Below are 23329 nucleotides of genomic sequence, written 5' to 3' on the forward strand. Positions count from 1 at the left end.
TCGAACGTGAGCTTCAGCTTCCGCGGCAACGACCCGGTGCGCGAAGCCATCCACACCGTGTTCCTGTACCACGCGATCCAGGCCGGCATGGACATGGGCATCGTCAACGCCGGCATGGTCGGCGTCTATGACGATCTCGATCCGGTGCTGCGCGAGCGCGTCGAAGACGTGGTGCTGAACCGCCGGCCCGATGCCGGCGAGCGCCTGGTCGAGATCGCCGAGACCGCCAAGGGTGCGGCCAAGGACGACAGCGCCAAGCTCGCCTGGCGCGCCAAGCCCGTGGACGAACGCCTGGCGCATGCGCTGGTGCATGGCATCAACGAGTTCATCGTCGAAGACACCGAAGAGGTCTACCAGCGCATCAAGGCCGAAGGCGGCCGCCCGCTGCATGTGATCGAGGGCCCGCTGATGGCCGGCATGAACGTCGTCGGCGACCTGTTCGGCCAGGGCAAGATGTTCCTGCCGCAGGTGGTGAAGAGCGCGCGCGTGATGAAGCAGGCGGTGGCCCACCTGCTGCCCTACATCGAGGCCGAGAAGAAGGCACTGGTCGACGCCGGCGGCGAGGCCAAGCCGAAAGGCAAGATCGTCATCGCGACCGTGAAAGGCGACGTGCACGACATCGGCAAGAACATCGTCACCGTCGTGCTCCAGTGCAACAACTTCGAGGTCGTCAACATGGGAGTCATGGTCGCCTGCCAGGACATCCTCGAGAAGGCACGCGCCGAGGGCGCCGACCTGATCGGCCTGTCGGGCCTGATCACGCCCAGCCTCGAAGAGATGCAGCACGTGGCGGCCGAGATGCAGCGCGACACCTGGTTCCGCGAAAAGAAGCTGCCGCTGCTGATCGGCGGCGCCACGACCAGCCGCGTGCACACCGCGGTGAAGATCTCGCCGCACTACGAAGGGCCGGTGGTCTACGTGCCCGACGCCTCGCGCGCGGTCGGCGTCTGCTCGGAGCTGCTGTCGGACGAGCGCGCCGCCGCCTACATCGACGAGCTCAAGGCCGACTACGAGCGCGTGCGCACGCTGCACGCCGGCAAGAAGGCCACGCCGCTGGTCCCGCTGGCCCAGGCGCGCGCGAACAGGACGCCGATCGACTGGGCGACGGTCCCACCCGCACCGCGCTTCATCGGCCGGCGGCTGTTCCGCCAGTACGACCTGGCGGAGCTCGCCCAGTACATCGACTGGGGCCCGTTCTTCCAGACCTGGGATCTGGCCGGGCCCTACCCCGCGATCCTGAAGGATGAGGTGGTCGGCGACGCGGCCAGCAAGGTTTTCGCCGACGGCCAGGCGCTGCTGAAGAAGATCATCGACGGCCGCTGGCTGCAGGCCCATGGTGTCATCGGGCTGTACCCGGCCAACACGGTCGACGACGACGTGATCGAGGTCTATGCCGACGAGTCGCGCAAGCAGGTGCTGTTGCGCTGGGCGCCGCTGCGCATGCAAAGCGAGCGGCCGGTGATCGACGGCGTCAGGCGGCCCAACAGGTCGCTGGCCGATTTCATCGCCCCGAAGGGCACGCAGCCCGACCACATCGGGCTGTTCGCGGTGACCGCCGGCATCGGCGCCGAGGCCAAGGCGGCCGAGTTCGAGGCCGCGCACGACGACTACAACGCGATCATGCTGAAGACCCTGGCCGACCGCCTGGCCGAGGCCTTTGCCGAGCGCCTGCACCAGCGCGTGCGCACCGAGCTCTGGGGCTATGCGCCCGACGAGCACCTGTCGAATTCAGAGCTGATCGGCGAGAAGTACAGCGGCGTCCGCCCGGCGCCCGGCTACCCGGCCTGCCCGGACCACGGCGTGAAGGCCGACATGTTCCGCGTGCTGGGCGCCGAGGAGATCGGCATGGGGCTGACCGAAAGCCTGGCGATGACGCCGGCGGCGAGCGTGAGCGGGTTCTACCTCGCCCACCCGCAGGCGACCTATTTCAATGTCGGTCGGGTTGGCGAGGACCAGCTCGCGGCCTGGGCCACGGCACTGGGCTTGTCGGAGGCCAGCGCGCGGCGGCGGTTGCTGTCGGTGATCGACGGCAACCCGGGCGCCTCGGCGTAGAAGCTCGCGTTGAGCTGCGTCTCGCGCACCAGGTAGGTCCGGAAGCGCTGGAACAGCTCGGCATCGACCGGGCCCGGCTCGGCCCAGAAACTGTCGAGCGGCCCGGGGTGGACCAGGCCCTCGATCGCGTACATGCACTCCCCCAGCGGGATCACCGGAGTGCCGTGGTACAGCGCCTGCAAGCCGGTCGTGCTGTTGACGGTGACGACGCCGCAGGCGTGCTTGAGCAGCGTCGGCAGGTGCTGGTCGTGGATGTAGTGCACGCGCTCGGCGATGCCCAGCGCCCTGGATTCACGCTCGATCAGCCGCGTGTAGTCGTTGTAGGGCCGGTCCAGCGGATGGTGCTTGAACACCAGCAGCTGATCGGCCGGCGCGTGGCCGGCGAACGAGGTCAGCACTTCGCGGATGAAGGCCGGCACATCCTTGTACTTCGAATGCCGGCGGATCTGGCTGTCGTTGTAGACCTGCAGCGGCACCAGGAAGAAGCGCTTGTGCTGTTCCGGTGCGGCGAGGAAGTCCTGCATGCCGCGCTCGGCGAACCGGTACCACCACTTGCGCCAGGCACCGTGGGCCCATTTCACGCCCTGGCGGATCGGCGCGATCGAGCGGTGGTGGCGGTAGTGCGGATAGCGCCCGTGCCCGAGCGAACGGGCCAGCGAGTAGGCCATGGCCGCCGTGGCCAGGGCGCCGAAACTCTGGCCGGTGGGCAGCGGCGCGGGCAGCGGCTCGGCGTTCAGCGCGCGGTAGAAGGCCGGGTCGCGGGGCAGCGGCGACTCGGCGTTGACGCCGCCCAGCTCCAACGTGACGTAATCGGGCCGCACGTACCCTTCCTCGAACACGAAGACGGTCACGCCCATCGCCTGGGCCTCGGTGATCGCGGCCTGGTGCATGCGGCGCGATTGGCCGAACAGCACGATCGCATCGAGCCGAAGATCGGCGACCAGCCGGCGCAGCCGGGCGGGCCACTGCTCCATCGGCTCGCGGAACCGGATCACCTGCTCGTCACCGCGGAAGAACCAGTCGTCGCCAGCATTGAAGTTGACCTTCCAGACCTGCTGGCCGTGCGCGCGCAGCGTCACCGCCAGCCGCTCGAAGAACGGCCCCATCGGCCCCTGCAGCAGCAGCGTGCGCCGCTGGCAGAGCAATCGATCGAGCGAGGTCGGGATCATCGATGAACGTCGACAGGTCGGTTCGGCCCGCCGGCGTCGTGATGCACCATCACGACGCCAGGCCGGCAACTAGGTTCCAGATCAAGCAACCCGCGTTCCCACGGGTACAACACAGCTCGCTGTGACGATCCACTGTGGCACTCTAGGCATTCGCGGGGAACGTGACGATCCCACGAATCGGTGGCACTCGTGCCGGATTTGATGTTTGTTGACGGTAACGACCGATACCGATGTCGGCTCACCAACGCAAAAGGAGCGCGCACTGTGCAATACCGCACGAATCGACCGCAGGCCAACGAAACTGCGGCAATTTCTGCCGCCGGCCGCGTTTCATTCGAGCCACGCTCAGCCGGTCCCGGGGCGCCAGCAGTCGGCCCGTCAGGCGGCTTCGCCGCTCCACAGGCGACGCAGCGCCACCGCATGGCGAAGCGTCCAGCGCCAGGCGCGCCGACCCACCGACACCTGCGGCCCGACCGCCGGACGCTCGTCGCGCCAGGCCTGCAGTTCGGTCAGCGCCCGCTCGGGCGTCGTGAAGTGGCCAGTGTCGCGGCTGACGTAGGTCGGGTACAGCAGCAGCACGCCGGCCACGAGTGCGTCCACGCTCAGGCGGCGCTGGCGGCGCGGCATCGGCTCGCGGTCGTCGGTCAGGCCCCAGCCGGCGTAGAAGGGGCAGCCCCAGCAGACCACCGGCTTGCCGCGCAGCAAGGCCTCGAAACCCGCGAGCGAAGTGAGGACATGAACCTCGTCGACCTGGCGCAGCACCTGGTCCATCGGTGCGTCGACGACGATCTCGTCGCACCAGGCGGAGGCGCCCCCCTCGCCGCGCCCCGCCTCGCGCAGCTGGGCGACCACGTCAGGGTGTGGCTTGTAGACCAGGTGCGCGCCGGGGCGCTCGGCACGCACGGCCTTGAGCAGCGCGATGTTGCTGCGCAGGCCCGGCGCCCCGAGGCGGATCGATGCATCGGCCTCGACCTGGCCCACCACCAGCACCACCGGCTTCGGGGTGGCCGGCCGCTGCCAGCGCGCCTGGCCGACGTTGTACTTGGTCAGGCCCAGCGCGAGGATTCGCTCGCGCAGCGCGGCGGCGCGCGCACACAGGGCGTCATCGAAGGTCGTGTCCGCCAGCAGGCGCTCCAGCGCGGACGGGGCGGTGGCGTCGTAATACATGCCCTCGTCGTCCATCACCCACGACAAGGGGCGAACGAGGTCCGCCCCCAGGCCGACCGAGCGCAGAAAGCCGTCCTCGAGGCGCACGACGCGGGGCGTGCCACTCGCCGCCGCGGGCACCGGGCGTCGCCCCCACAGCGCGAGCCCCGCGCCCTCGGGCACGGGCCGATCCACGCCTTGAAAGCGCAGGTCGCTGCCGGCGAAGAAGGCACGGGCGATCGGCTTCTTCCAGCGCGAGAAGCCCACGGCCACCATCCGTGCCGGGAAGCGCTCGCGCATGCGCCGCTGCAGGCCCATCCACTCGATCAGGCGCTCGGGTTCGCAACGCTGTCGCGTCTCCGGGTCGAGGTAGCGCGGGTAGTCGATCAGCGCGGCGTGCCACAGCGCCGCGGCGCTGGCCCGGCCTCGCCGGTCGGGCGCCGGGAGCTCGTCGCGCGTCAGGCCCCAGCCGGCGTAGAACGGCAGGCCGAAGCAGCGCACCGACCGGCCCCACAGGAGGGCCTCGAATCCCATCTGCGAGGTCACGGTGTAGACCGCCGCAGCGCGCTCGAGCAGCCCGCACGGATGGGCCGGGCTGGCCAGCAGCGTGACGCGCGCCGCGGCGCCCGCCGGCAATGCCGGGAAATGGCCGCGCTTGCGGCCCGCCAGCACATCCGGATGCACCTTCAGCCAGATCCGCGCGGCCGGGTGCTCGTCGAGCGCCGCTTCGAGCATGCGGGTGAAGCTGGCCGGCGTCGCGGCGCCGAAGGCGATGGAGGCATCGCCGAAGGTCTGGTCGACGACGAGCACGTCGCCCTCGTGCACCAGCCCCGGCGCTTCGCGGGCCTGGTTGTATTTGGAGACGCGCGCCGTGCGCCAGGCCGCGGCCAGTGCGAGCGCGCGGGCCTGTTGCGCCGGGGCCAGGGGCGCGGCAATCAGCCGTTCCAGCCGCGACGGGCTGCCGGCGTCGTAGTAGATGCCGAGCTCGTCGACGACGATAGACAGCGGCGGCTCGTCGGCACCCAGGCCCACCGAGCGAAGGAAGCCGTCCTCGAGCCGCACCAGCGGCACCCCCTGCGCAGCGGCCCAGGCCTCGGCCCGGCGTGCGCTCGGCTTGCGGCCCCAGGCCAGCACGCCGTCGGGCCGCTGGCCCGCGGCCTGCAGCCGGGTCAGCAGCGCCAGCTCGGGCAGCAGCGCGGGCAGCGTGCGCTGGCGCGCCAGCAAGCCCTTGCCGTGGACGATCGCGCGGTGCCAGCGCGCCAGCGGGTCACCGCGCCCCGGGTCGGGTGCGGCAACGTGTGCTGCATGGGCCTCATCGAGCGGCGGCCTAGCGAGAGAGCTCAAGTTTCATGTCCGCGGGGCTTCCGTCCGCAGCATAGCCGGCCTTGAGCTGGCCAACGGCGTCCATCACGCGGATCGTGAGCAGGCTCGCCGTCAGGTCGACCCGGAGGAAGCCGGGGTTGCTCGCGCCCGCCAGCGGGTACGGCGGCACCGCCGGCGGGGCGAGGCGCTTCTTCGAATAGTCGTTGCCGAGGCACGCCCGGTTCTGCAGGTTCGCGTCGACCAGGCCGCCGAGCGTCCAGGTGCCGGGTGCGCTGACCAGCAGGCCGTTGTCCTGCGGGTCGAGGCGACAGTAGGTGTCGACCCAGGTGGCCGGCATGTTGGCGTGCGGCACCGAGACTTCGGGCAGGCCAGCGTGGCTGCCATCGTCGATCGCGCCGCCGGAATGGATGTCGCCGCTGAGCACGACGACGTTCGCGATGCCGCGCTCGCGGATGAAGCCGAGCAGCTCGGCCCGCTCGTCGGCGAACGCACCCCAGGCATCCCAGGGCTTGGTGCCGGGATTGAAGGTCACCGGCGACACGATGAACTTCCAGTTCGCGGTCGAGCGCGCGAGGCCATCCAGCAGCCACTGCTTCTGGCAGGTGCCGAGCAGGCTGCTGCCCAAGGCGCCGCGGTTGCTGCGCGCGTCGAGCAGGAAGAACTCGGCCAGCCCGCCGTAGGCGAACCGCTGCCACACGCCGCGCCCCTCGCAGCCCAGGCCGCCCGCCAGGCCGTTGTCGGCGGCAGGGAGGAAGTATTCCGAATAGACCTGGCGCGCCTGGTCGACGAACGGGCAGGCCGCGTCGGCGCCGTTCTTGCAGAAGTCGTGGTCGTCCCAGACGTAGTACAGCGGGATCTGCACCTGCTGCGCGGTCTTCGAGGTGACGAAGGCCTTGACGAAATCGGCGCCCACCGGACGCGATGGGTCGCGTGTCGCGCGTCGCATCTGGCGCATGTTGGCCAGCGCGGTGGCGGCATCCTCGACCGGCAGGTAGTCCTGCGTACCGGGCTGGCGGGCCGGGTCGGAGTGGTCGAGATCGCCGATGATCAGCGCGAAGGCCGGCCGCGGGCTGGTGGCCGCGCGCAGGGCCGGCGCGGCCTTTTCCTTGGTCATGAAATCGGCCAGCACCGAGAAGCTCAGGCTGGTCGGCAGCTTGGCCGGCGTGCGGAACCAGGCGCTGGGGGTGCTGACGACCTCGCCGGTGTCGGCGGTGAACTCGAGCGTGTAAAGGTAGCTGGTGTTGGCCTTCAGGCCACCGAGCGTGAACCGGCCGGTCAGGTCGCGCTCGGCCACGATGGCGTCCGAGGGGCCGTCGACGAAGCTGGTCGCGCCGGTCGACCGGTAGCGGATGCGGGCCGTGCCGGGCACGTCCCAGCGGGCCCAGACGACGGTCGAGTCGACGCCCAGCGCGCCGATCATGGGCCCGTGGGTCAGCGTGGCCGCCACGGCCGGCGCCGACAGGCTTGCCCACGATACCCAGCCCGCCACGGCCCAGGTGATCCATCTTGTTGTCTTCATCGCAGCCCCCCGGAAGTACGGTTCCGGCCGCGATTTTCGGACTGCCCGGGGCCGCAGGGAAGACAGCCGGGCCAACGTCTTGCTTAGGCGAGGCCGCTCGCGGCGAAGTGCGGGTTGTCGAAACCGGGCTTGCCGTAGCGCAGATCGGCGCCGCCGGCAACGACCGTCACGCGGCCGCCGGCCGCACGCAGCACGGCGTCGCCCGCGGCGATGTCCCACTCCATCGTGCGGCCCAGGCGCGGGTACAGATCGGCCTCGCCGGCGGCCACCAGGCACAGCTTCAGCGACGAACCGGCGTTGGTGCGCGAGGCCACCTTGCGGCCATCGAGGAAAGCGTCCAGCGCGGTTTCGTCGCCGTGGGAGCGACTGGCGACGACCGTCAGCCCCTCGGCCGGCACCGCGCGGCAGCGGATCGCCCGCTTGGGCTGGCCATCCTCCTCGAGCCAGGCGCCCAGCCCGGCGGCGCCGCAGAACAGGCGCCCGATCGCCGGTGCATAGACCAGCCCCAGCACCGGGCGGCCATGCTCGACCAGTGCGATGTTGACGGTGAATTCGCCGTTGCGGCTGATGAACTCCTTGGTGCCGTCCAACGGGTCGACAAGAAAGAAGCGGTCGCTCACATCCGGAATATCACCTGCCGCGACGGCCTCTTCGGCCACGACCGGAACATCCGGGGCGATGGCCTTCAGGCCGGCGAGGATCACGGTCTCCGCCTTCTGGTCGGCTTGGGTGACCGGCGAGTCGTCGCCCTTCTTCGTCACGTCGAAGTCGGTCGCGTAAATGTCCATGATCACCCGGCCGGCGTCCCGGATCAGGGGCGTGAGGCGCTCCAGCAGTGCGGCGGCATCGGTCGGCGTGAGGGTGGTCATATGGCACGAATAAGCAAATGAGGGATAAGCGATTGTGCCCGGGTCGTGCCACAATCAAACCCCCTAAAACATTTTCTGACCGTGCTTTGTGACCCAGCCCACCCCAGACATCGCTGCGCTGAACGCGCGCCGTCGGCGTGCGGTGGAGTTGCGTGTCGACGGTCGCAGCCTGAGCGAGATCCGCGGGGCGACCGGGCTCAGCGTGCCGACCATCATCCAGGCCTGCAAGGCCTTCGAGGCCGGCGGCTGGGCAGCGATCGCGGTCGGGCGGCGCGGGCGCCCCAAGGGCGATGGCCGGGTGCTGAGTGCGGCGCAGGAGCAGTCCTTGCGCCTGGCCGCGCTGAGCGACCCACCCGAGCGCCATGGCCTGCCGCCCGCCTTGTGGACCGGCGCCGCGCTGCGCACGCTGGCCCTGCGGCACTTCAATGTGGCGCTGGAGCCGCGCGCCGTGTCGCGCCTGCTCGAGCGCTGGGGGCTGGCGCTGGTGTCGCTGCGCGCGCCGCAGGCCGCGCGCGCGGCGGCCGAAGCCGAGTGGCTGGCCTCGACCTGGCCGGCCGCCGTCGAGTCGGCCCGCGCCCAGGGCAGCCAGCTCGCCTGGGCCGGCAGCCTGGCACACCCCGACCGGCCGGCGCCCGGGGGCTTGCTGGTCGCCTCGCGCCCGCGCGGCAGCCTGGCCTGGTTGCCAGTCACCGGCCCGCTGGCCTCGGCCGACGCCTACCTCGATTTCCTGGCCCGTGTGCTGCGCAGCGGCGCTGGGCCCTGGCAGCTCTTCCTGCACGGGCCGGATTTCCGTCGCGTGCCAGCGGTCCGGCAATGGCTGGACCGGCACCCGCGCTTGACGCTGCTGCCCGGCCCGCTGCCGGCGCGCGTCCGCCGGGCTGCCGAGCCCGCATCGCCGGCGGAGCCGCTGCCCTTGCCGGCGCCGCCGCCCTCGGCGAGCGAGCCGACATCCATCACGCTTTCGACGCCTGCCGCCGCCGGCACGCCTGCATCGCCTGCGATCATCGCGGCGCCGCACGCCGCCCGGCCCGATCCGGCGCCGCCGACCCTTTCTTCCCTGCCTGACCACACGGACGCAACCCCCATGAACCTGACCCATTTGCAGCGGCTGGAGGCCGAGAGCATCCACATCATGCGCGAGGTCGTCGCCGAGGCCGAAAACCCGGTGATGCTGTATTCCATCGGCAAGGACTCGGCGGTGATGCTGCACCTGGCCAGGAAAGCCTTCTTCCCGTCGCCGCCGCCCTTCCCTTTGCTGCACGTGGACACGACCTGGAAATTCCGCGCGATGTACGAGATGCGCGACCGCATGGCCAAGGAATTGGGCATGGAGCTGCTCGTCCACCACAACCCCGAGGCGGTGGAGCTGGGCATCAACCCGTTCACCCACGGCTCGCAGATCCACACCGACATGTGGAAGACGCAGGGCCTGAAGCAGGCGCTGGACAAGTACGGCTTCGACGCTGCCTTCGGCGGCGCCCGGCGCGACGAGGAAAAGAGCCGCGCCAAGGAGCGCATCTTCAGCTTCCGCTCGGCACAGCACCGCTGGGACCCGAAGAACCAGCGCCCCGAGCTCTGGCGCCTGTACAACGGCCGCAAACAGAAGGGCGAGTCGATCCGCGTGTTCCCGATCTCGAACTGGACCGAGCTCGACATCTGGCAGTACATCTACCTCGAGAACGTGCCCATCGTGCCGCTGTACTTCGCGGCCGAGCGCCCGGTGGTGGACCGCGACGGCACGCTGATCATGGTCGACGACGACCGCATGCCGCTGCGCGACGGCGAGGTGCCGATGATGAAGAAGGTGCGCTTCCGCACGCTGGGCTGCTACCCGCTGTCGGGCGCCGTCGAATCGGAAGCCGACACACTGCCGTCGATCATCCAGGAGATGCTGCTGACCAAGACCAGCGAGCGCCAGGGCCGCATGATCGACCACGACCAGGCAGCCTCCATGGAGAAGAAGAAACAGGAAGGCTACTTCTAAGCCGTCTCCCTTCTCCAAGCACACCGAACATCCAAAGGAATCGACATGGCCCACCAATCGGACCTGATCGCCGTCGACATCGAAAAGTACCTGAAGCAGCACGAGAGGAAGAGCCTGCTTCGCTTCATCACCTGCGGCTCGGTGGACGACGGCAAGTCCACCGTCATCGGCCGGCTGCTCTATGAATCGAAGATGCTCTTCGAGGATCAGCTCGCCGCGATCGAGAACGACTCGAAGAAGTGGGGCACCCAGGGCGGTGACATCGACTTCGCGCTGCTGGTCGACGGCCTGGCCGCCGAGCGCGAGCAGGGCATCACGATCGACGTGGCCTACCGCTTCTTCTCGACCGACAAGCGCAAGTTCATCGTCGCCGACACCCCGGGCCACGAGCAGTACACGCGCAACATGATCACCGGCGCCTCGACCGCCGACGTGGCCGTGATCCTGATCGACGCGCGCAAGGGCGTGCTGACGCAGACCCGCCGCCACAGCTTCCTGGTCAGCCTGATCGGCATCCGCAAGGTCGTGCTCGCGATCAACAAGATGGACCTGGTCGACTACTCCGAGAAGGTCTTCAACCAGATCGACGAGGAATACCGCGAGTTCGCCAAGCAGATCGGCCTGAGCGACATCACCTCCATCCCGTTGTCGGGCCTCAAGGGCGACAACATGCTCGTGGCCAGCGAGAAGACGCCCTGGTACCACGGCACCACGCTGATGGGCTTCCTGGAAACCTGCGAGATCGACGAGACCCGGCTGCAGAACGAGCCCTTCCGCCTGCCGGTGCAGTGGGTCAACCGGCCCAACCTCGACTTCCGCGGCTTCTGCGGCGTGGTCGCCGGCGGCATGATCAAGCCGGGCGACCGCATCCGTGCCCAGCCCTCGGGTCGCGAAAGCAAGGTCGCACGCATCGTCACCGCCAACGGGGACCTGCCGCTGGCCGTGGCGGGCATGTCGGTCTGCATCACGCTCGAGGACGAGATCGACATCTCGCGCGGCGACGTGATCTCGGCCGCCGAATCGCCGGCCGAGGTGGCCGACCAGTTCGAGGCCTCGCTGGTGTGGATGCACGACGAGCCGATGATGCCGGGCCGCTCCTTCCTGATGAAGGTCGGCACCCAGACCGTCACCGCCTCGATCACCGAGCCGAAGTACAAGGTGAACGTCAACACGATGGAGCGCCTGGCCGCCAAGCAGCTGGGGCTCAACGAGATCGGCGTCGTCAACCTGGCGCTGGACCGGCCGATCGCCTTCGATGCCTATACCGACAACCGCGACACCGGCGGCTTCATCCTGATCAACCGGCTGACCAACAACACCGTCGGCGCCGGGATGCTGAATTTCGCGCTGCGCCGCTCGCACAACATCCACATGCAGCACGTGGACGTCGACAAGGCCGCGCGCGCCCATGCCAAGGGCCAGCGTCCGGGCGTGCTGTGGTTCACCGGCCTGTCGGGCGCGGGCAAGTCGACCATCGCCAACCTGGTCGAGAAGAAGCTGCACGCGATGGGCCGCCACACCTATCTGCTCGACGGTGACAACATCCGCCACGGCCTGAACAAGGATCTGGGCTTCACCGAGGCCGACCGGGTCGAGAACATCCGCCGCGTGTCGGAAGTCGCCCGGCTGATGGTCGACGCCGGCCTGATCGTGATGACGGCCTTCATCTCGCCGTTCCGCTCGGAGCGGGCGATGGCGCGTGGCCTGCTGGGCCCGGGCGAGTTCATCGAGATCCACGTCGACACGCCGCTGAACGTGGCCGAGGACCGCGACGTCAAGGGCCTGTACAAGAAGGCCCGGCGCGGCGAGATCGCCAACTTCACCGGCATCTCGAGCCCGTACGAGGCGCCCGAGGCGCCCGAGTTGCGCATCGACACCACTTTGCTCAACTCCGAGCAAGCCGCCGACGCGGTGATCTCGAAGATCAAGGAACTGGGCTTGATCTGACAAGAGCCCAATCCGTGACGAAGGGCTGACTCGTCACGGGTGTTTACAAGGCCGCCGGCTCAAAGAGCCCGGCGGCCCGCCGATATCTCGATACGGAAGGTGTCTTCGGACACCAAACACTTCTGAATCGAGATTTCGCATGCCCAGTTCCCTTGTTTCGGCGCGCCACCGGACGACCCAGGTCGCCGCCCTGCTGGCCTCGATGTTCCTGGCTGCCTGCGGCGGCGGCGGTGGCGGAGCCCCGGCCGAGGTCGGCGTCAGCGTCGGCACGCCAGTCGACAACACCCAGACCGGCCAGAGTGGCCAGACGGGCCAGACCAGCCAATCCGGTCAGACCGATCAATCCGGCCAGGCCGGCACCGACACGGCGCAGGCCCAGGCCAACGCCTACCGCGCCACCGCGACGCGGGCCGATGCCTACCGCCTGCTGACCCAAGCCAGCTTCGGCGCCACCGAGGCCGAAGTCACCCGCACGATGACGCTGGGCGCCGCCGGCTGGGTCGACGAGCAGCTCGCCAAGCCGCTCAAGCTCGCGCACCTGGCGCGCTGGGACGCCGACGACGCTGCCGCCAAGGCCAAGGACCCCAAGGCCACCGCCGGCGTACCGAGCATGATCTCGTCGTTCTACCAGCAAGCGCTGCAGGCCGACGACCAGCTGCGCCAGCGCACGGCCTTCGCGCTGTCGGAAATCTTCGTCGTCTCGACCAACGAGATCCTGGGTGAACGGACGCGCGCCGTGGCCTCGTACCAGGACATGCTCACGCGCAACGCCTTCGGCAACTTCCGCACGCTGCTGCAGGACGTGGCGATGCACCCGGCGATGGGCCTGTACCTGTCGCACATGAGGAACCGCAAGGAAGACGCGCTGACCGGCCGCGTGCCGGACCAGAACTTCGCCCGCGAGATCATGCAGCTGTTCTCGATCGGCCTGATGCAGCTGAACAGCGACGGCACGCCCAAGCGCGACGCCAACGGCGCGACCATCGACACCTATGGCGTGGCCGACATCGAGGGCCTGTCCTCGGTGTTCACCGGCTTCTCCTGGTACGGCCCCGACACCCTGAACAGCCGCTTCTCGGGCACCCTGGCGGACCCGAACCGCCTGGTCATGCCGATGCAGGGCTACCCGCAGTACCACTCGACGCTGGCCAAGAGCTTCCTCGGCACCACCGTGGCCGCGCAGTCGCCGGCCAACCCTTCGGCGAGCCTGCAGGCAGCGATCGACACGCTGTTCGCGCATCCCAACGTCGGTCCGTTCATCAGCCGCCAGCTCATCCAGCGTCTGGTCACCAGCTCGCCCAGCCCGGCTTACGTCGGCCGGGTGGCCGCCGTGTTCAACAACAACGGCTCGGGCGTGCGCGGCGACATGAAGGCCGTCGTGCGGGCCATCCTGCTCGACGACGAGGCCCGCTCGGCCACCATCGCGTCCGGCCCCCAGTACGGCAAGCTGCGCGAGCCGGTGCTGCGCCTGACCGCGTTCCTGCGCGCCTACGGTGCCAAGAGCGACAGCGGCAAGGTGCTGATGATCTACACCGACGACCCCGGCCAGACGCTGGCTCAGACCCCGCTGCGCTCGCCCAGCGTCTTCAACTTCTTCCGGCCCGGCTACGTGCCGGCCGGCGGGGAGGCTGCCGCGGCCGGCATGACGCTGCCCGAGATGCAGATCACCAACGAGACCAGCGTCGCCGGCTACGCGAACTTCATGCTGGCGGCCGTGTGGCGCGGCGTCGGCCAGAAGGGCGTCGACGGCCAGGCCGCTCGGCCCGACCTGCAGCCCGACTACAGCGCCCTGCGGGCCGTGGCCGCCGACTCGGGCGTCCTGGTCGACAAGGTGAACACCCGGCTGTTCGGCGACAGCGCGGTCAACGCCACGCTGCGCAGCGAAATGGTGGCGGCGGTCGACTCGATCACGGTTCCCGTGCTGAAGCCCGACGGCAGCAACCAGGCCCAGATCGACAAGGCCAAGGCCAGCCGCGTGTGGGCCGCGACTTCGCTGGCCCTGGTCAGCCCCGAATTCATCGTCCAAAAGTGACGGTCACTCGACGAATCGAACCAGCCATGAACCGTCCTCTTTCGAACCCCACCCGCCGTGAGTTGCTGCGCCGCGGCGCCCTGCTCGGTCTGTCGCAACCGGTGATGAGCGGCCTGGGCGGCCTCGGCCTGAGCCTCGCGGCCATGGGCCCGGCCGCCGCGGCCAACACCAGCGGCTACAAGGCCCTCGTGTGCCTGTTCCTGACCGGCGGCAACGACGCCTACAACACCTTGCTGGCCACCGACAGCGCCTCGTGGACCGCCTACAACGCGGCGCGCGCCACGAGCTACGAAGGCATTGCGCTGGCCGCACCCGGCACGCCGCCCAACCTCAACGGAACGTACCTGCATGCCAAGCTCGGCGGCGTGCTGCCGATCAGCCCGCTCAACGCCCAGGGCCGCACGCTGGCCGTGCACCCGGTTCTCAGCGGCGTGCGCGACCTGTTCGCCGCCCAGCGCGTGGCCTTCGTCAGCAACGTCGGCCCGCTGTCCGGCCCGACGACCAAGGCGGGCTTCCTCGACGGCACCGCGCCGCGGCCGCCCAAGCTGTTCTCGCACAACGACCAGCAGTCGGTGTGGCAGGCCTTCTCGACCGAGGGCGCCACGCGCGGCTGGGGCGGCCAGATGGCCGACCGCGTGCTGGCCGGCAACACCCGTTCGATGTTCACCTCGATCTCGCTGACCGGCAGCGCGGTGTGGCTGTCGGGCCAGACCGCCCGGCAGTACCAGCTCGGCGCGACCGGCGCGATCCACATCGGTGGCGTGGACGGCAAGACCTTCGGCTCGACCACCGTGCAGCAGAAGATGCTGGCGCTGATGCGCAGCACGCGCAACAACAGCGTGGCCGAGCGCGAGCACGCCGCGGTCGTCGGCCGCTCGATCGACGCCGAATCGCTGCTGTCCGCCGCGTTGCCGGGCGCGGGCGCGGGCCCCTGGGGGACCGCCGGCCTGCCGGCAGGGCAGATCGACCCGCTGCTGCAATACAAGGACCCGGAGACCGGCCTGATGACGCTGAACCCGGCGGCCCAGCAGCTGCAGGCGGTGGCCCGCACGATCGCGGCCCGCACCACGCTGGGCATGTCGCGCCAGGTGTTCTTCGTCGGCATCCCCGGCTTCGACACCCACGACTCGCAACAGCAGCGCCACACCCGCCTGATGGCCCAGCTCAACCATGCGCTGGCCTACTTCGACAGCGTGACCACCAAGATGGGCGTCGACGATTTCGTCACGACCTTCACCGCGAGTGATTTCGGCCGCACGTTCGCCTCCAATGGCGACGGTTGCGACCATGGCTGGGGCGGCCACCACATCGTGATGGGCGGCGCCGTGCGCGGCGGCGACATCTACGGCAAGCTGCCCATCTACGGCACCAGCGACGGCAAGGGCGGCTTCACCAGCGACGACCAGCTCGACGCCGGCGCGCTGCTGCCCACGACCAGTGTCGAGGCCTATGCCAGCACGCTGGGCAAGTGGTTCGGCCTGACCGACAGCGAGCTGCTCGCGGTGCTGCCCGGCCTGTCCGGCTGGAACCTGAGCCAGCGCAACCTGGGGTTCATGCTGGCGTAGCCCTGTGGTGTACTTCGAGCGTGCCCACCCTCGCGCTCGAAGAAACCTCACCGTCGCCTGAGGCGCTGCTCGAGCGCCTGCAGGCGTTTTGCGCATCGCAAGGAAGGCCGTCGCCCGGCGGCGACGCCTTGCTGGCCAAGCTGGCCAAAGGCGCTGCGCCAGGCGCCGCCTGGTTGCGCCTGGCCCATGCGTTGCATGCCGACTGGCTCAAGGGGCGCGAGCCGGATGGCCCCGAGCCGCAGGCGCTGTTCATCGACTGCGTCGCGCTCGCGTGGAGCGGGCTGGGCGAGCCTGAACGGCTGCACAGCGGCCTGTACCCTGCGCTGATCCGCGCACTGGCCGCCACCGGCCGCGACGATGCACTGGCCGGCCTCGCGCCGCGCCTGGCGGCTTGCGCCGACATCGACGAGGCCGAGCACCCGCTCGCCGCGCTGCTGCGCCAGCTGCGGCAACGCCGCCTGTTCGGCGCACTGCACGCGCTGCTCGATGCCTTGCGCCCGGCCTGGCGGCCGGGCCGCGCCTGGAGTGCGCCGCTGCTGGCCGGCGTGCTGGCGCTGGCGCGCGAGGCCGGCGACTTCGCTGCGTTGCGCAGCGCGGCCGCCTGGCTGCCCGAGCTGGTCGACGCGGCGCAAGCCGACGGACATGCCGACGAAGCGAACTGGCGCGAACTCGGCAAGCTGGCGCAGCGCACGCTGCAGGTCGGCGCGATGCAGCGGGTCGCCGGTGCACTGCTGCGCGGCCAGGGCATGACCCATCCCGAGACGCAACCGCTGCTGGTGCAGCTGCTCGGCCTGCTCGGCAGCTTCGCGCCCGACGCCTCGACGCGTGCCCTGCTCGCCGAGGCCGCGGCACAGGCCCCGCGGCATGCGGCGATCCAGCTCGCGCGCGCACGCATCGCCCACGCGGAAGGCGCCGAGCTGGCCGGCCTCTCCGAGCTGCTCGACGGCATCGACGCCAACCAGCCCGGCGGCGCAGCGGCGCTGAGTTGGCTGGCCGGCACGCGCTTTCACGGCGGTGACGACGCCGGCGCGCTGGCGCTGTACGAGCAGCTCGCGGCGCACCAGGCGCTGGCCGCGCCCGATCGCCTGCGCCTGGGCCACCTGCGCGCACGCGACGACGACGCGACGCCCACCGACACGACCATGGTGCCGACCGACGCGCCGTCGGCCTGGCCGGCCGAGGCGGTGGGCCCGTTCATGCCGGCGCTGGGGCCCCTCGTGGCCCTGCTCGAGATCGCGCCGCTGCACGACAGCCCGCACACCGCCCAGGCCCTGGCCGCGGCCGGCGACGCGGCCTGTGCCCAATGGCGTGCCGCGTTGCCCGGCGTGACCGGCCTGACGATGCAGGCCTGCCTGCAGCTGGCCCGCCACCTGGCCCAGCTCGAGGCCGGCGCGTTCGCCAGCCACCGGCAGTGGATCGAGGCCTTTCCGTTCCCGCTGGTGGCCGCCTACGGCCGCATCGACCCGCAGCGCTGCGAGGCACTCGGCCGCGCGCTGCAGCAGCATCTGGTCGCGCTGTGCGACTTCGCGCTCGACCGCCCCCAGGCGCTGCAGGGCGCGTCCGGCCAGGCCAGCCTGCGCCAGGCGCTCGACCTGGCCGAGCTGCGCGCCGAGGCCCGCTGGGCACTGGACGAGCCGGGGCCGGCGCAGCAGGAGCTGGCCGCGCTGCAGCAGCGCCTGGGCCCGATGGGCGAGCTGCCGCTGCGCGAGCTGCGCGCGCGCAGCCTGCTGACGCTCGGTCGCCTCGGCGAGGTGCCGGCGCTGCTGACGCCGGGGAGCGACGCGGTGCTGCCGCTCGCCGACTGGCCCGTGTGGCTGGCCGCTGAGCTCGCCGAGCCACAGACCCTGGTGGCTGACGACCCGCCGCCGGCCTGCCACTTCGAATCGGTGCAGCCTGACGGCCGAATTCAGCGGCACGCCCACCGGCTCGCCTCGACCCGCTTCGAGGTGCTGCACCACGCCGACCTGCGGGTGCGCAACTCGCATCTGCTGATCGGCCCGCAGGCCGGCATCCTGCGGCCCGGGCCCTGGCACCTGAGCATGGGCGACTACCCGTACGAGCACCGTCACGTGCGATTGCGCGGCGGCGGCCTGCACGCCGGTGGTGCCGTGCTGCGCGCGCCCCGGTGGCAGCGCCTCGCGACGCCGGTGGTCGTGCTGGCCAACATGGACGCGACCTACCACCGCAACTACTACCACTGGGTGGTGCTGCTGCTGGCACGCATCGAGGCAGTTCGCGCGCGCGGCCTGCTGCGCGGCGGCCGCCGGCTGCTGCTGCCGCGCGAGCTCTCGGGCTGGATGCGCTCGTCGCTCGCCGACCTGGGCCTCGGCGAGGAACAGATGCTGCTTTACGGCGCGGACGACGACCTGCAACTGACCGACGCCTTGCTCGCCTCGCCGATCGATTTCGCCAGCCCCTCGCTGATCGAGGGGCTGCGCCAGGCCATGTGGCGCCATGCCGGGCTGGACCCGGCGGCGCCGCCTGCGGCCACGCGACTGCTCTACATTTCACGCCGTGGCGAAGGCCGGCGCCCGTTGGTCGAGGAGGCGCGCATCCAGCGCGCTGCCGAGGCGATGGGCTTCGAGGTCGTCGCGCCGGAGACGCTGACGCTGGCCGAGCAGGTGCGCCTGTTCGCCACCGCGCGCGGCATCGCCGGCCCGCCCGGAGCGGCCTATACCAACCTGATCTGGGCCGGCCCCGGCGCGCGCGTGCTGTCGATCTTCAAAGAGGAAGCCAACTTGCCGACCTTCATCGATCTGTCGATCATTCGCGGCCAGTCGCACCGCTGGCTGCTCGGACGCAACCTGCCCGGCTTCGCGCTGATGTCCAGTGTCAATGCGCCGTTCAGCGTCGATCCGGCGCTGGCCGAACGCGAGCTGGCCTGGGTGGCGCGGGCGGGGATGGAGGCGGCGTGATGGCGATGGCGAGCGGTTCCCAGGCCATCGTGCCGGCGCTGGGCCGTCTGTGGCTGCACGAGCTGACCGAGCGCTGCGCAAAGGAAGGCGTGCCGCTGCCGGGCGGTGAGGCGCTGCACCAGAAGCTGGCGCAATCGGACCCGCCGATGGGCGCCCGCGGCAAGCTGGCCCAGGCGATCCACAACGAGTGGGTCAAGGGCCACAACGAGGTGCCCGCCTGGCAGCTGCAGGCGCTGGTCGAGGCGATCGAGGCCTGGTGGCAACTGCTGCCCGAGGGCAGCACCCCGCTGAGCGCCGGGCTCGTGCCGGCCTGGGTGCGGGCGCAGGGCGCACTCGGCCGCATCGAGCCGCTGGCCCGCGCCGCGCTGCAATGGCAGGCGGCGCTGGCCGAACCCGAGCACGAGGCGGTGGCGCTGGCGCTGCTGCGCCAGCTGCGCAAGCTCAAGGGCGAAGCCAGCCTGGCGCCCAGCTTCGTGCTCATCGACGGGCTGGGCCGGCGCTGGGCGCCCGACGCCCCCTGGACGAACGAGATCGCCGGCACGCTGGCGATGATCGCGCGCGCCGCCGAGACGATCGAGCCCCTGCAGCGCGTGGCGGCCTGGCTCGACCGGCTGGCGCCGCACGCCGGCCGGCCGGAGGCTCAAGCGTGGCGCGCGCCCCTGACCGCCGCCGCGGTGCGCTGCGCCGCGTTGCCAGCGCTGCGCACGCTGGCCGAGGCAATGCTGGGCGAGGCGGAGCCCGACCCCGGCGTCGGCGCCACGCTGGCCAGTGCGATCGAGGCGTTGGCCGTGCTGTCGCCCGATGGCGCCGCGCGGCCACTGGTCGAGCGCGCCGCCAAGGCCTGGCCCAAGCAGCCGACCATCCAGATCGAGCAGGCCCGGATGGCCCGCGCCGCCGGCGCCACCGTGCACGAGCTCGCCCCGGCGCTGCGCGCGCTGGAGGCCAGCCACCCCGCCACGCCGGCCGCCTGGCAGCTGCTGGCGGAATACGCCTTCCAGGACGGCGAGCTCGCGCTGGCGCAGGAGTGCTACCAGCGCCTGGCCGAGCTCGGTGCGCTCGACGAGCAGTCGCAGCTGCGCCAGGCGCACCTCAGCCTGCATGGCACGGGCACGGGCACGGGCGCCCCGGCGCCGTCGCCCGAGCTGCCCGAAGCCGGCCCGCAGCGACTGGACCCCGAGCAACTCGGCCCGCTGGCCGAGCCCCTGGCCGCGCTGGACGCCGTGCTGGCGCTGCCACCGCGGCACGACAGCCCCGTCAGCGTCGCCGACATGGAGCTGCGCTGCGCCCGGGCGCTGGCCGCGTTCGAGCGCGCGCTGCCCGCGCTGGAGGGCCTGACGCTGGCCGAGGCGAGCGCGGCAGCCAGCCACCTGTGGGAGCTGGCCAACAGCGGCGCGCTGGACCTGGCGAACTGGGAAGGCGTGTTCCCCTTCGAGGTGGGCCCGGCCTTCGGCACGCTCGATGGCTACCGCTGTCGCGCGCAATCCCAGGGCGTGCTGAAGCATCTCATCGCGCTCGGCCGCCACATGCAGCGCCGCGACCGGCCGCTGCGCGGCGCGCCGGGTGACGCCAGCATCGCGCTGCTGCTCGAGCTGATGCGCCAGCAGCTCGACGCGCAGCTCACGCTGAAGCAGGCGCGCGAGGCGCTGGCGGATCTGGACGAAGCCCAGCAGCGCCTCGGCCCGCTCGGCGCCGGCGCGCTGCCGGCACTGCGCGAGCGCGCCCTGCTTGGTGCCGGCGAAATCAACACCTTGCGGGCCGAGCTGGCCGCCGTGCCCGGCGCCCAGCCCCAGGCTCCGCGCAGCCCGGAGCCATGGCCGATGCGCGAATGGGACGACTGGCTGCGCGCCGAAGGCGTGGCGGCCCATGCACTGGTGCAGGACGCTGCCTGCAGCGGCGAGTTCGAGGTGGTCGACGTGAACGGGCGCCTGCGCACCGAGCACCACAGCGCGGTGGCGACCGCGCTCAGCCTCGCCCGGGTCACCGACCTGCGCGTGCGCAACGTGCACCTGCTGATCGGCCAGAAGGGCGGCGTGCTCAAACCCCACCCCTGGCACCTGCAGATGGGCGAGTTCCCCTACCCGCATCCCAACGTGCTGGCGCGCGGCGCGCACGGCACCGTGCTGCGCCGCGCCGGGCTGTGGAAGCGGCACGACGAACCGCTGGCCGTGCTGGCCAACATGGACGCGCCGTTCCACCGCAACTACTACCACTGGATGGTGCTGACGCTGACGCGCATCCAGGCCCTGCTGTCGCGCGGCATCCTGAAGACTCGCAAGCTGCTGCTGCCGCGCGAGCTGACCGGCTGGATGCAGGGTTCGCTGAAGGACATCGGCCTGGACGAATCGCGCATCCGCTGGTATTCGGCGCAGGACGACCTTCGCCTGACCGACGCGGTGATCGCCTCGCCGACCGAATTCGCCAGCGGCACGCTGGTGGCCGAGCTGCGCGCGACGCTGATGCGCGCCGCCGGGCTCGACCCGGACGCCCCGCCCGCCGGCGATCGGCTGATCTACCTCGCCCGCCGCGGCGAAACGCGCCGTCCGATGGCCGAGGCCGAGCAGGTCATCGCGATCGCCGAGGAGCTCGGCTTCGAGATCGTCGCTGCCGAGACGCTGAGCCTGCTGGATCAGGTGCGCCTGTTCGCCGGCGCGCGCGGCATCGCCGGCCCGCCCGGCGCGGCCTTCACCAACCTGATGTGGGCGCCGGCCGGCACGCGCGTGCTGACGATCTTCAAGCAGGACATCAATGGCCCGACCTTCTTCGACCTGTCGTTCCTGCGCGGCCAGCACCACCGCTGGCTGCAGGCGAAAAGCGTGGCCGGCTTCGACAGCGTGTCGGTCGTCACCTCGCCGTTCTCGGTCGACCTGAAGCTCGCGCGCCGCGAGCTCGAGTGGGTGCGCGGGGCATGATCAGGTTCCTGGACCTGCAGGCCATCTACCGCCAGGACCAGGCGGCCTACGACGCAGCCTACCGCCGCGTGATGGACAGCGGCCGCTGGATCCTCGGGCCCGAGCTCGAGGCCTTCGAGGCCGAGTTCGCCGCGCACGGCGGCCGGCGGCACGCGATCGGTGTCGGCAACGGGCTGGATGCGCTGGCGCTGGCGCTGCAGGTGGCCGGCATCGGCTCCGGCGACGAGGTGCTGGTGCCCGCCCACACCTTCATCGCGAGCTGGCTGGCGGTGACGCTGGCCGGCGCGAGGCCGCGGCCGGTCGAGCCCGCCCCGGGCTCGTTCAACATCGACGCGGCCGGTGTGGCCGCCGCGATCACGCCGCGCACGCGGGCGGTGATGCCGGTGCACCTGTACGGCGCCCCCGCCGGCCCGGCGGCGCTGCGCCGGCTCTGTGCCGAGCGCCACCTGCTGCTGATCGAAGACGCGGCCCAGGCCCACGGCGCGCGCCACCAGGGCGAAGCCGTCGGCGGCTTCGGGCGGCTGGCCGCCTACAGCTTCTACCCCGGCAAGAACCTCGGCGCCTTCGGCGATGCGGGCGCCGTGGTCACCGACGACGACACGCTGGCCGCGGCACTGCGGGCACGCCGCAACTACGGCAGCGCGCGGCGCTACCAGCACGACAGCGAAGGCGTGAACAGCCGGCTCGACGAGCTGCAGGCGGCGTTCCTGCGGGTGCGGCTGGCGCAGCTGGATGCGCACAACACGCAGCGCCGGGCGCAGGCGGCGCGTTACGCCGAGCGCCTGGCCGGTGCGCCCGGCCTCGTGCTGCCCGCGGTGCCGGCGGGCGACGAGCCGGTCTGGCACCTGTTCGTCGTGCGCCATGCCCGGCGCGATGCCCTGCAGGCGGCGCTGCAGGCGCAGGGCATCGAGACGCTGATCCACTACCCGAAGCCGGTCTACCGCTTCGCGCCGTTCGCCGAGATGGCTCCCGCCGGGCGCACGGTGAGCGACACGATCTGCGACGAAGCCCTGAGCCTGCCGATCGGCCCGCACCTGGCGCCGGCCGAGATCGACCGCGTGGCTGACGCCGTGGCCGCGTTCTGCCAGCAGCGCGAGAGCACATCATGAGCAGCCTGCCCCCGAGCGGCAAGCCGCTGGCCGCCGACGACTACGCCGCCCGCCACGACGCCGCGCTCGACTTCGAGACCGTCTGCCTCGCCGCCCGCCAGCAGCACAACCTGGCACAGGTGCAGGCGCTGCAGCCGGCCACCGTGCTGGAGGTCGGCTGCGGCCCCGAGCTGCTCGCGCTGCGGGCCTTCGGCCAGCCGAACGGCCTCACGCGTTGGGTCGCCGTCGAGCCCGCCGCGCGCTGGGCCGAGGCGGCGCGCGCAGCGGCAGCGGCCGAGCCGCGCTTGACGGTCGTGCACGACTACATCGAGCACGCCGGCGATGCGCTCGCCGCGCTGTGGCCCGCCGGCCCGGGCGCCGACCTGGTGATCGTCTCCGGCGTGATCCACGAAACCGCCGAGCCCGAGGCCTTGCTGCGCGCGGCGCTGCGCTGGCTCAAACCCGGCGGCCACCTGCTGGTCAGCGTGCCGAACGCATTGTCCTTTCACCGCCTGCTGGCGGTGCAGATGGGCCTGATCGGTTCGCCCGAAGCGCTGAGCGACCGCAACCGCCTGCTCGGCCAGCCACGCGTCTACCGCCCCGAAGACCTGCGCGAACTCGTCGCCCCCCTCGGCCTGGCCGAAGTCGCCCTCGACGGCTACCTCTTCAAGCCTTTCACGCATGCCCAGATGGCCCTGCTGCTGCCCAGCCTCGGCGAGCGCGGCGTGCAGGGCCTGATCGAGCTGGGCCAGCACTTCCCGATGCAAGCCGCCGAGATCGCGCTGCTGGCGCGCCGGCCGGGGGCCTGAGT

Annotated in this window: 12 protein-coding genes and 2 pseudogenes; 10 read left to right on the forward strand and 4 right to left on the reverse strand. The window is 71.2% G+C overall.

Annotation, left to right across the window (positions count from 1 at the left end; genetic code table 11):
• Positions 1 to 2052 (forward strand): vitamin B12 dependent-methionine synthase activation domain-containing protein (locus VJ693_RS16955; protein ID WP_324156020.1); only part of this gene is annotated, 2052 nt, incomplete at its 5' end.
• A gap of 56 nt (positions 2053 to 2108) precedes the next feature.
• Here VJ693_RS16955 and VJ693_RS16960 read toward each other — a convergent pair.
• The 4 genes and pseudogenes from VJ693_RS16960 to cysQ all read right to left on the reverse strand — a co-directional run.
• Positions 2109 to 3221: pseudogene (locus VJ693_RS16960) on the reverse strand (capsule biosynthesis protein); the annotation flags it as partial.
• A gap of 378 nt (positions 3222 to 3599) precedes the next feature.
• Positions 3600 to 5711, reverse strand: a complete 2112-nt coding sequence (locus VJ693_RS16965; RefSeq protein ID WP_324156021.1) for a capsular polysaccharide biosynthesis protein — start codon at positions 5709 to 5711, stop codon at positions 3600 to 3602.
• Positions 5695 to 7209 carry an alkaline phosphatase D family protein gene (locus VJ693_RS16970; protein ID WP_324156023.1) on the reverse strand — a complete coding sequence of 505 codons (1515 nt, stop codon included), beginning with the start codon at positions 7207 to 7209 and terminating at the stop codon, positions 5695 to 5697. Before VJ693_RS16970 ends, VJ693_RS16965 begins: the two co-directional genes overlap by 17 nt.
• 83 nt (positions 7210 to 7292) lie before the next feature.
• Positions 7293 to 8078: a 3'(2'),5'-bisphosphate nucleotidase CysQ gene (gene cysQ / locus VJ693_RS16975; RefSeq protein WP_324156024.1), complete on the reverse strand. Its 786-nt coding sequence runs from the start codon at positions 8076 to 8078 to the stop codon at positions 7293 to 7295.
• An 88-nt stretch (positions 8079 to 8166) separates the two neighbouring features.
• Between cysQ and VJ693_RS25720 the strand changes: the two are divergent.
• The 9 genes and pseudogenes from VJ693_RS25720 to VJ693_RS17020 all read left to right on the forward strand — a co-directional run.
• A pseudogene (locus tag VJ693_RS25720) lies at positions 8167 to 8559 on the forward strand (helix-turn-helix domain-containing protein); the annotation flags it as partial.
• A 576-nt stretch (positions 8560 to 9135) separates the two neighbouring features.
• Positions 9136 to 10062, forward strand: coding sequence for a sulfate adenylyltransferase subunit CysD (cysD, locus tag VJ693_RS16985; protein WP_324156192.1), 927 nt, complete (start codon positions 9136 to 9138; stop codon positions 10060 to 10062).
• Positions 10063 to 10107: 45 nt separating this feature from the next.
• Complete coding sequence (cysN, locus tag VJ693_RS16990; protein WP_324156026.1) at positions 10108 to 12009, forward strand: sulfate adenylyltransferase subunit CysN; 1902 nt, start codon at positions 10108 to 10110, stop codon at positions 12007 to 12009.
• Between the two features lie 139 nt (positions 12010 to 12148).
• The gene (locus VJ693_RS16995) at positions 12149 to 14041 is read left to right on the forward strand and encodes a DUF1800 domain-containing protein (protein ID WP_324156028.1); all 1893 of its coding nucleotides are present in this window, start codon (positions 12149 to 12151) and stop codon (positions 14039 to 14041) included.
• 26 nt (positions 14042 to 14067) lie between these two features.
• On the forward strand, positions 14068 to 15606 hold the full coding sequence (locus VJ693_RS17000) for a DUF1501 domain-containing protein (protein WP_324156029.1): 1539 nt from the start codon (positions 14068 to 14070) through the stop codon (positions 15604 to 15606).
• Between the two features lie 20 nt (positions 15607 to 15626).
• Positions 15627 to 18521 (forward strand): glycosyltransferase family 61 protein, encoded by a 2895-nt coding sequence (locus VJ693_RS17005; protein ID WP_324156030.1) that lies wholly within the window; start codon positions 15627 to 15629, stop codon positions 18519 to 18521.
• Between the two features lie 5 nt (positions 18522 to 18526).
• Complete coding sequence (locus VJ693_RS17010; protein ID WP_324156032.1) at positions 18527 to 21430, forward strand: glycosyltransferase family 61 protein; 2904 nt, start codon at positions 18527 to 18529, stop codon at positions 21428 to 21430.
• Positions 21427 to 22539, forward strand: coding sequence for a DegT/DnrJ/EryC1/StrS family aminotransferase (locus tag VJ693_RS17015; protein WP_324156034.1), 1113 nt, complete (start codon positions 21427 to 21429; stop codon positions 22537 to 22539). Before VJ693_RS17010 ends, VJ693_RS17015 begins: the two co-directional genes overlap by 4 nt.
• A complete protein-coding gene (locus VJ693_RS17020; RefSeq protein ID WP_324156036.1) occupies positions 22536 to 23327 on the forward strand; it encodes a methyltransferase domain-containing protein in 792 nt (263 codons plus the stop codon). The genes VJ693_RS17015 and VJ693_RS17020 overlap by 4 nt, the downstream gene beginning before the upstream one ends.
• Positions 23328 to 23329: the final 2 nt, after the last annotated feature.

Source organism: Ideonella sp., from assembly GCF_035254525.1.
Classification (GTDB): Bacteria; Pseudomonadota; Gammaproteobacteria; order Burkholderiales; family Burkholderiaceae_C; genus Ideonella.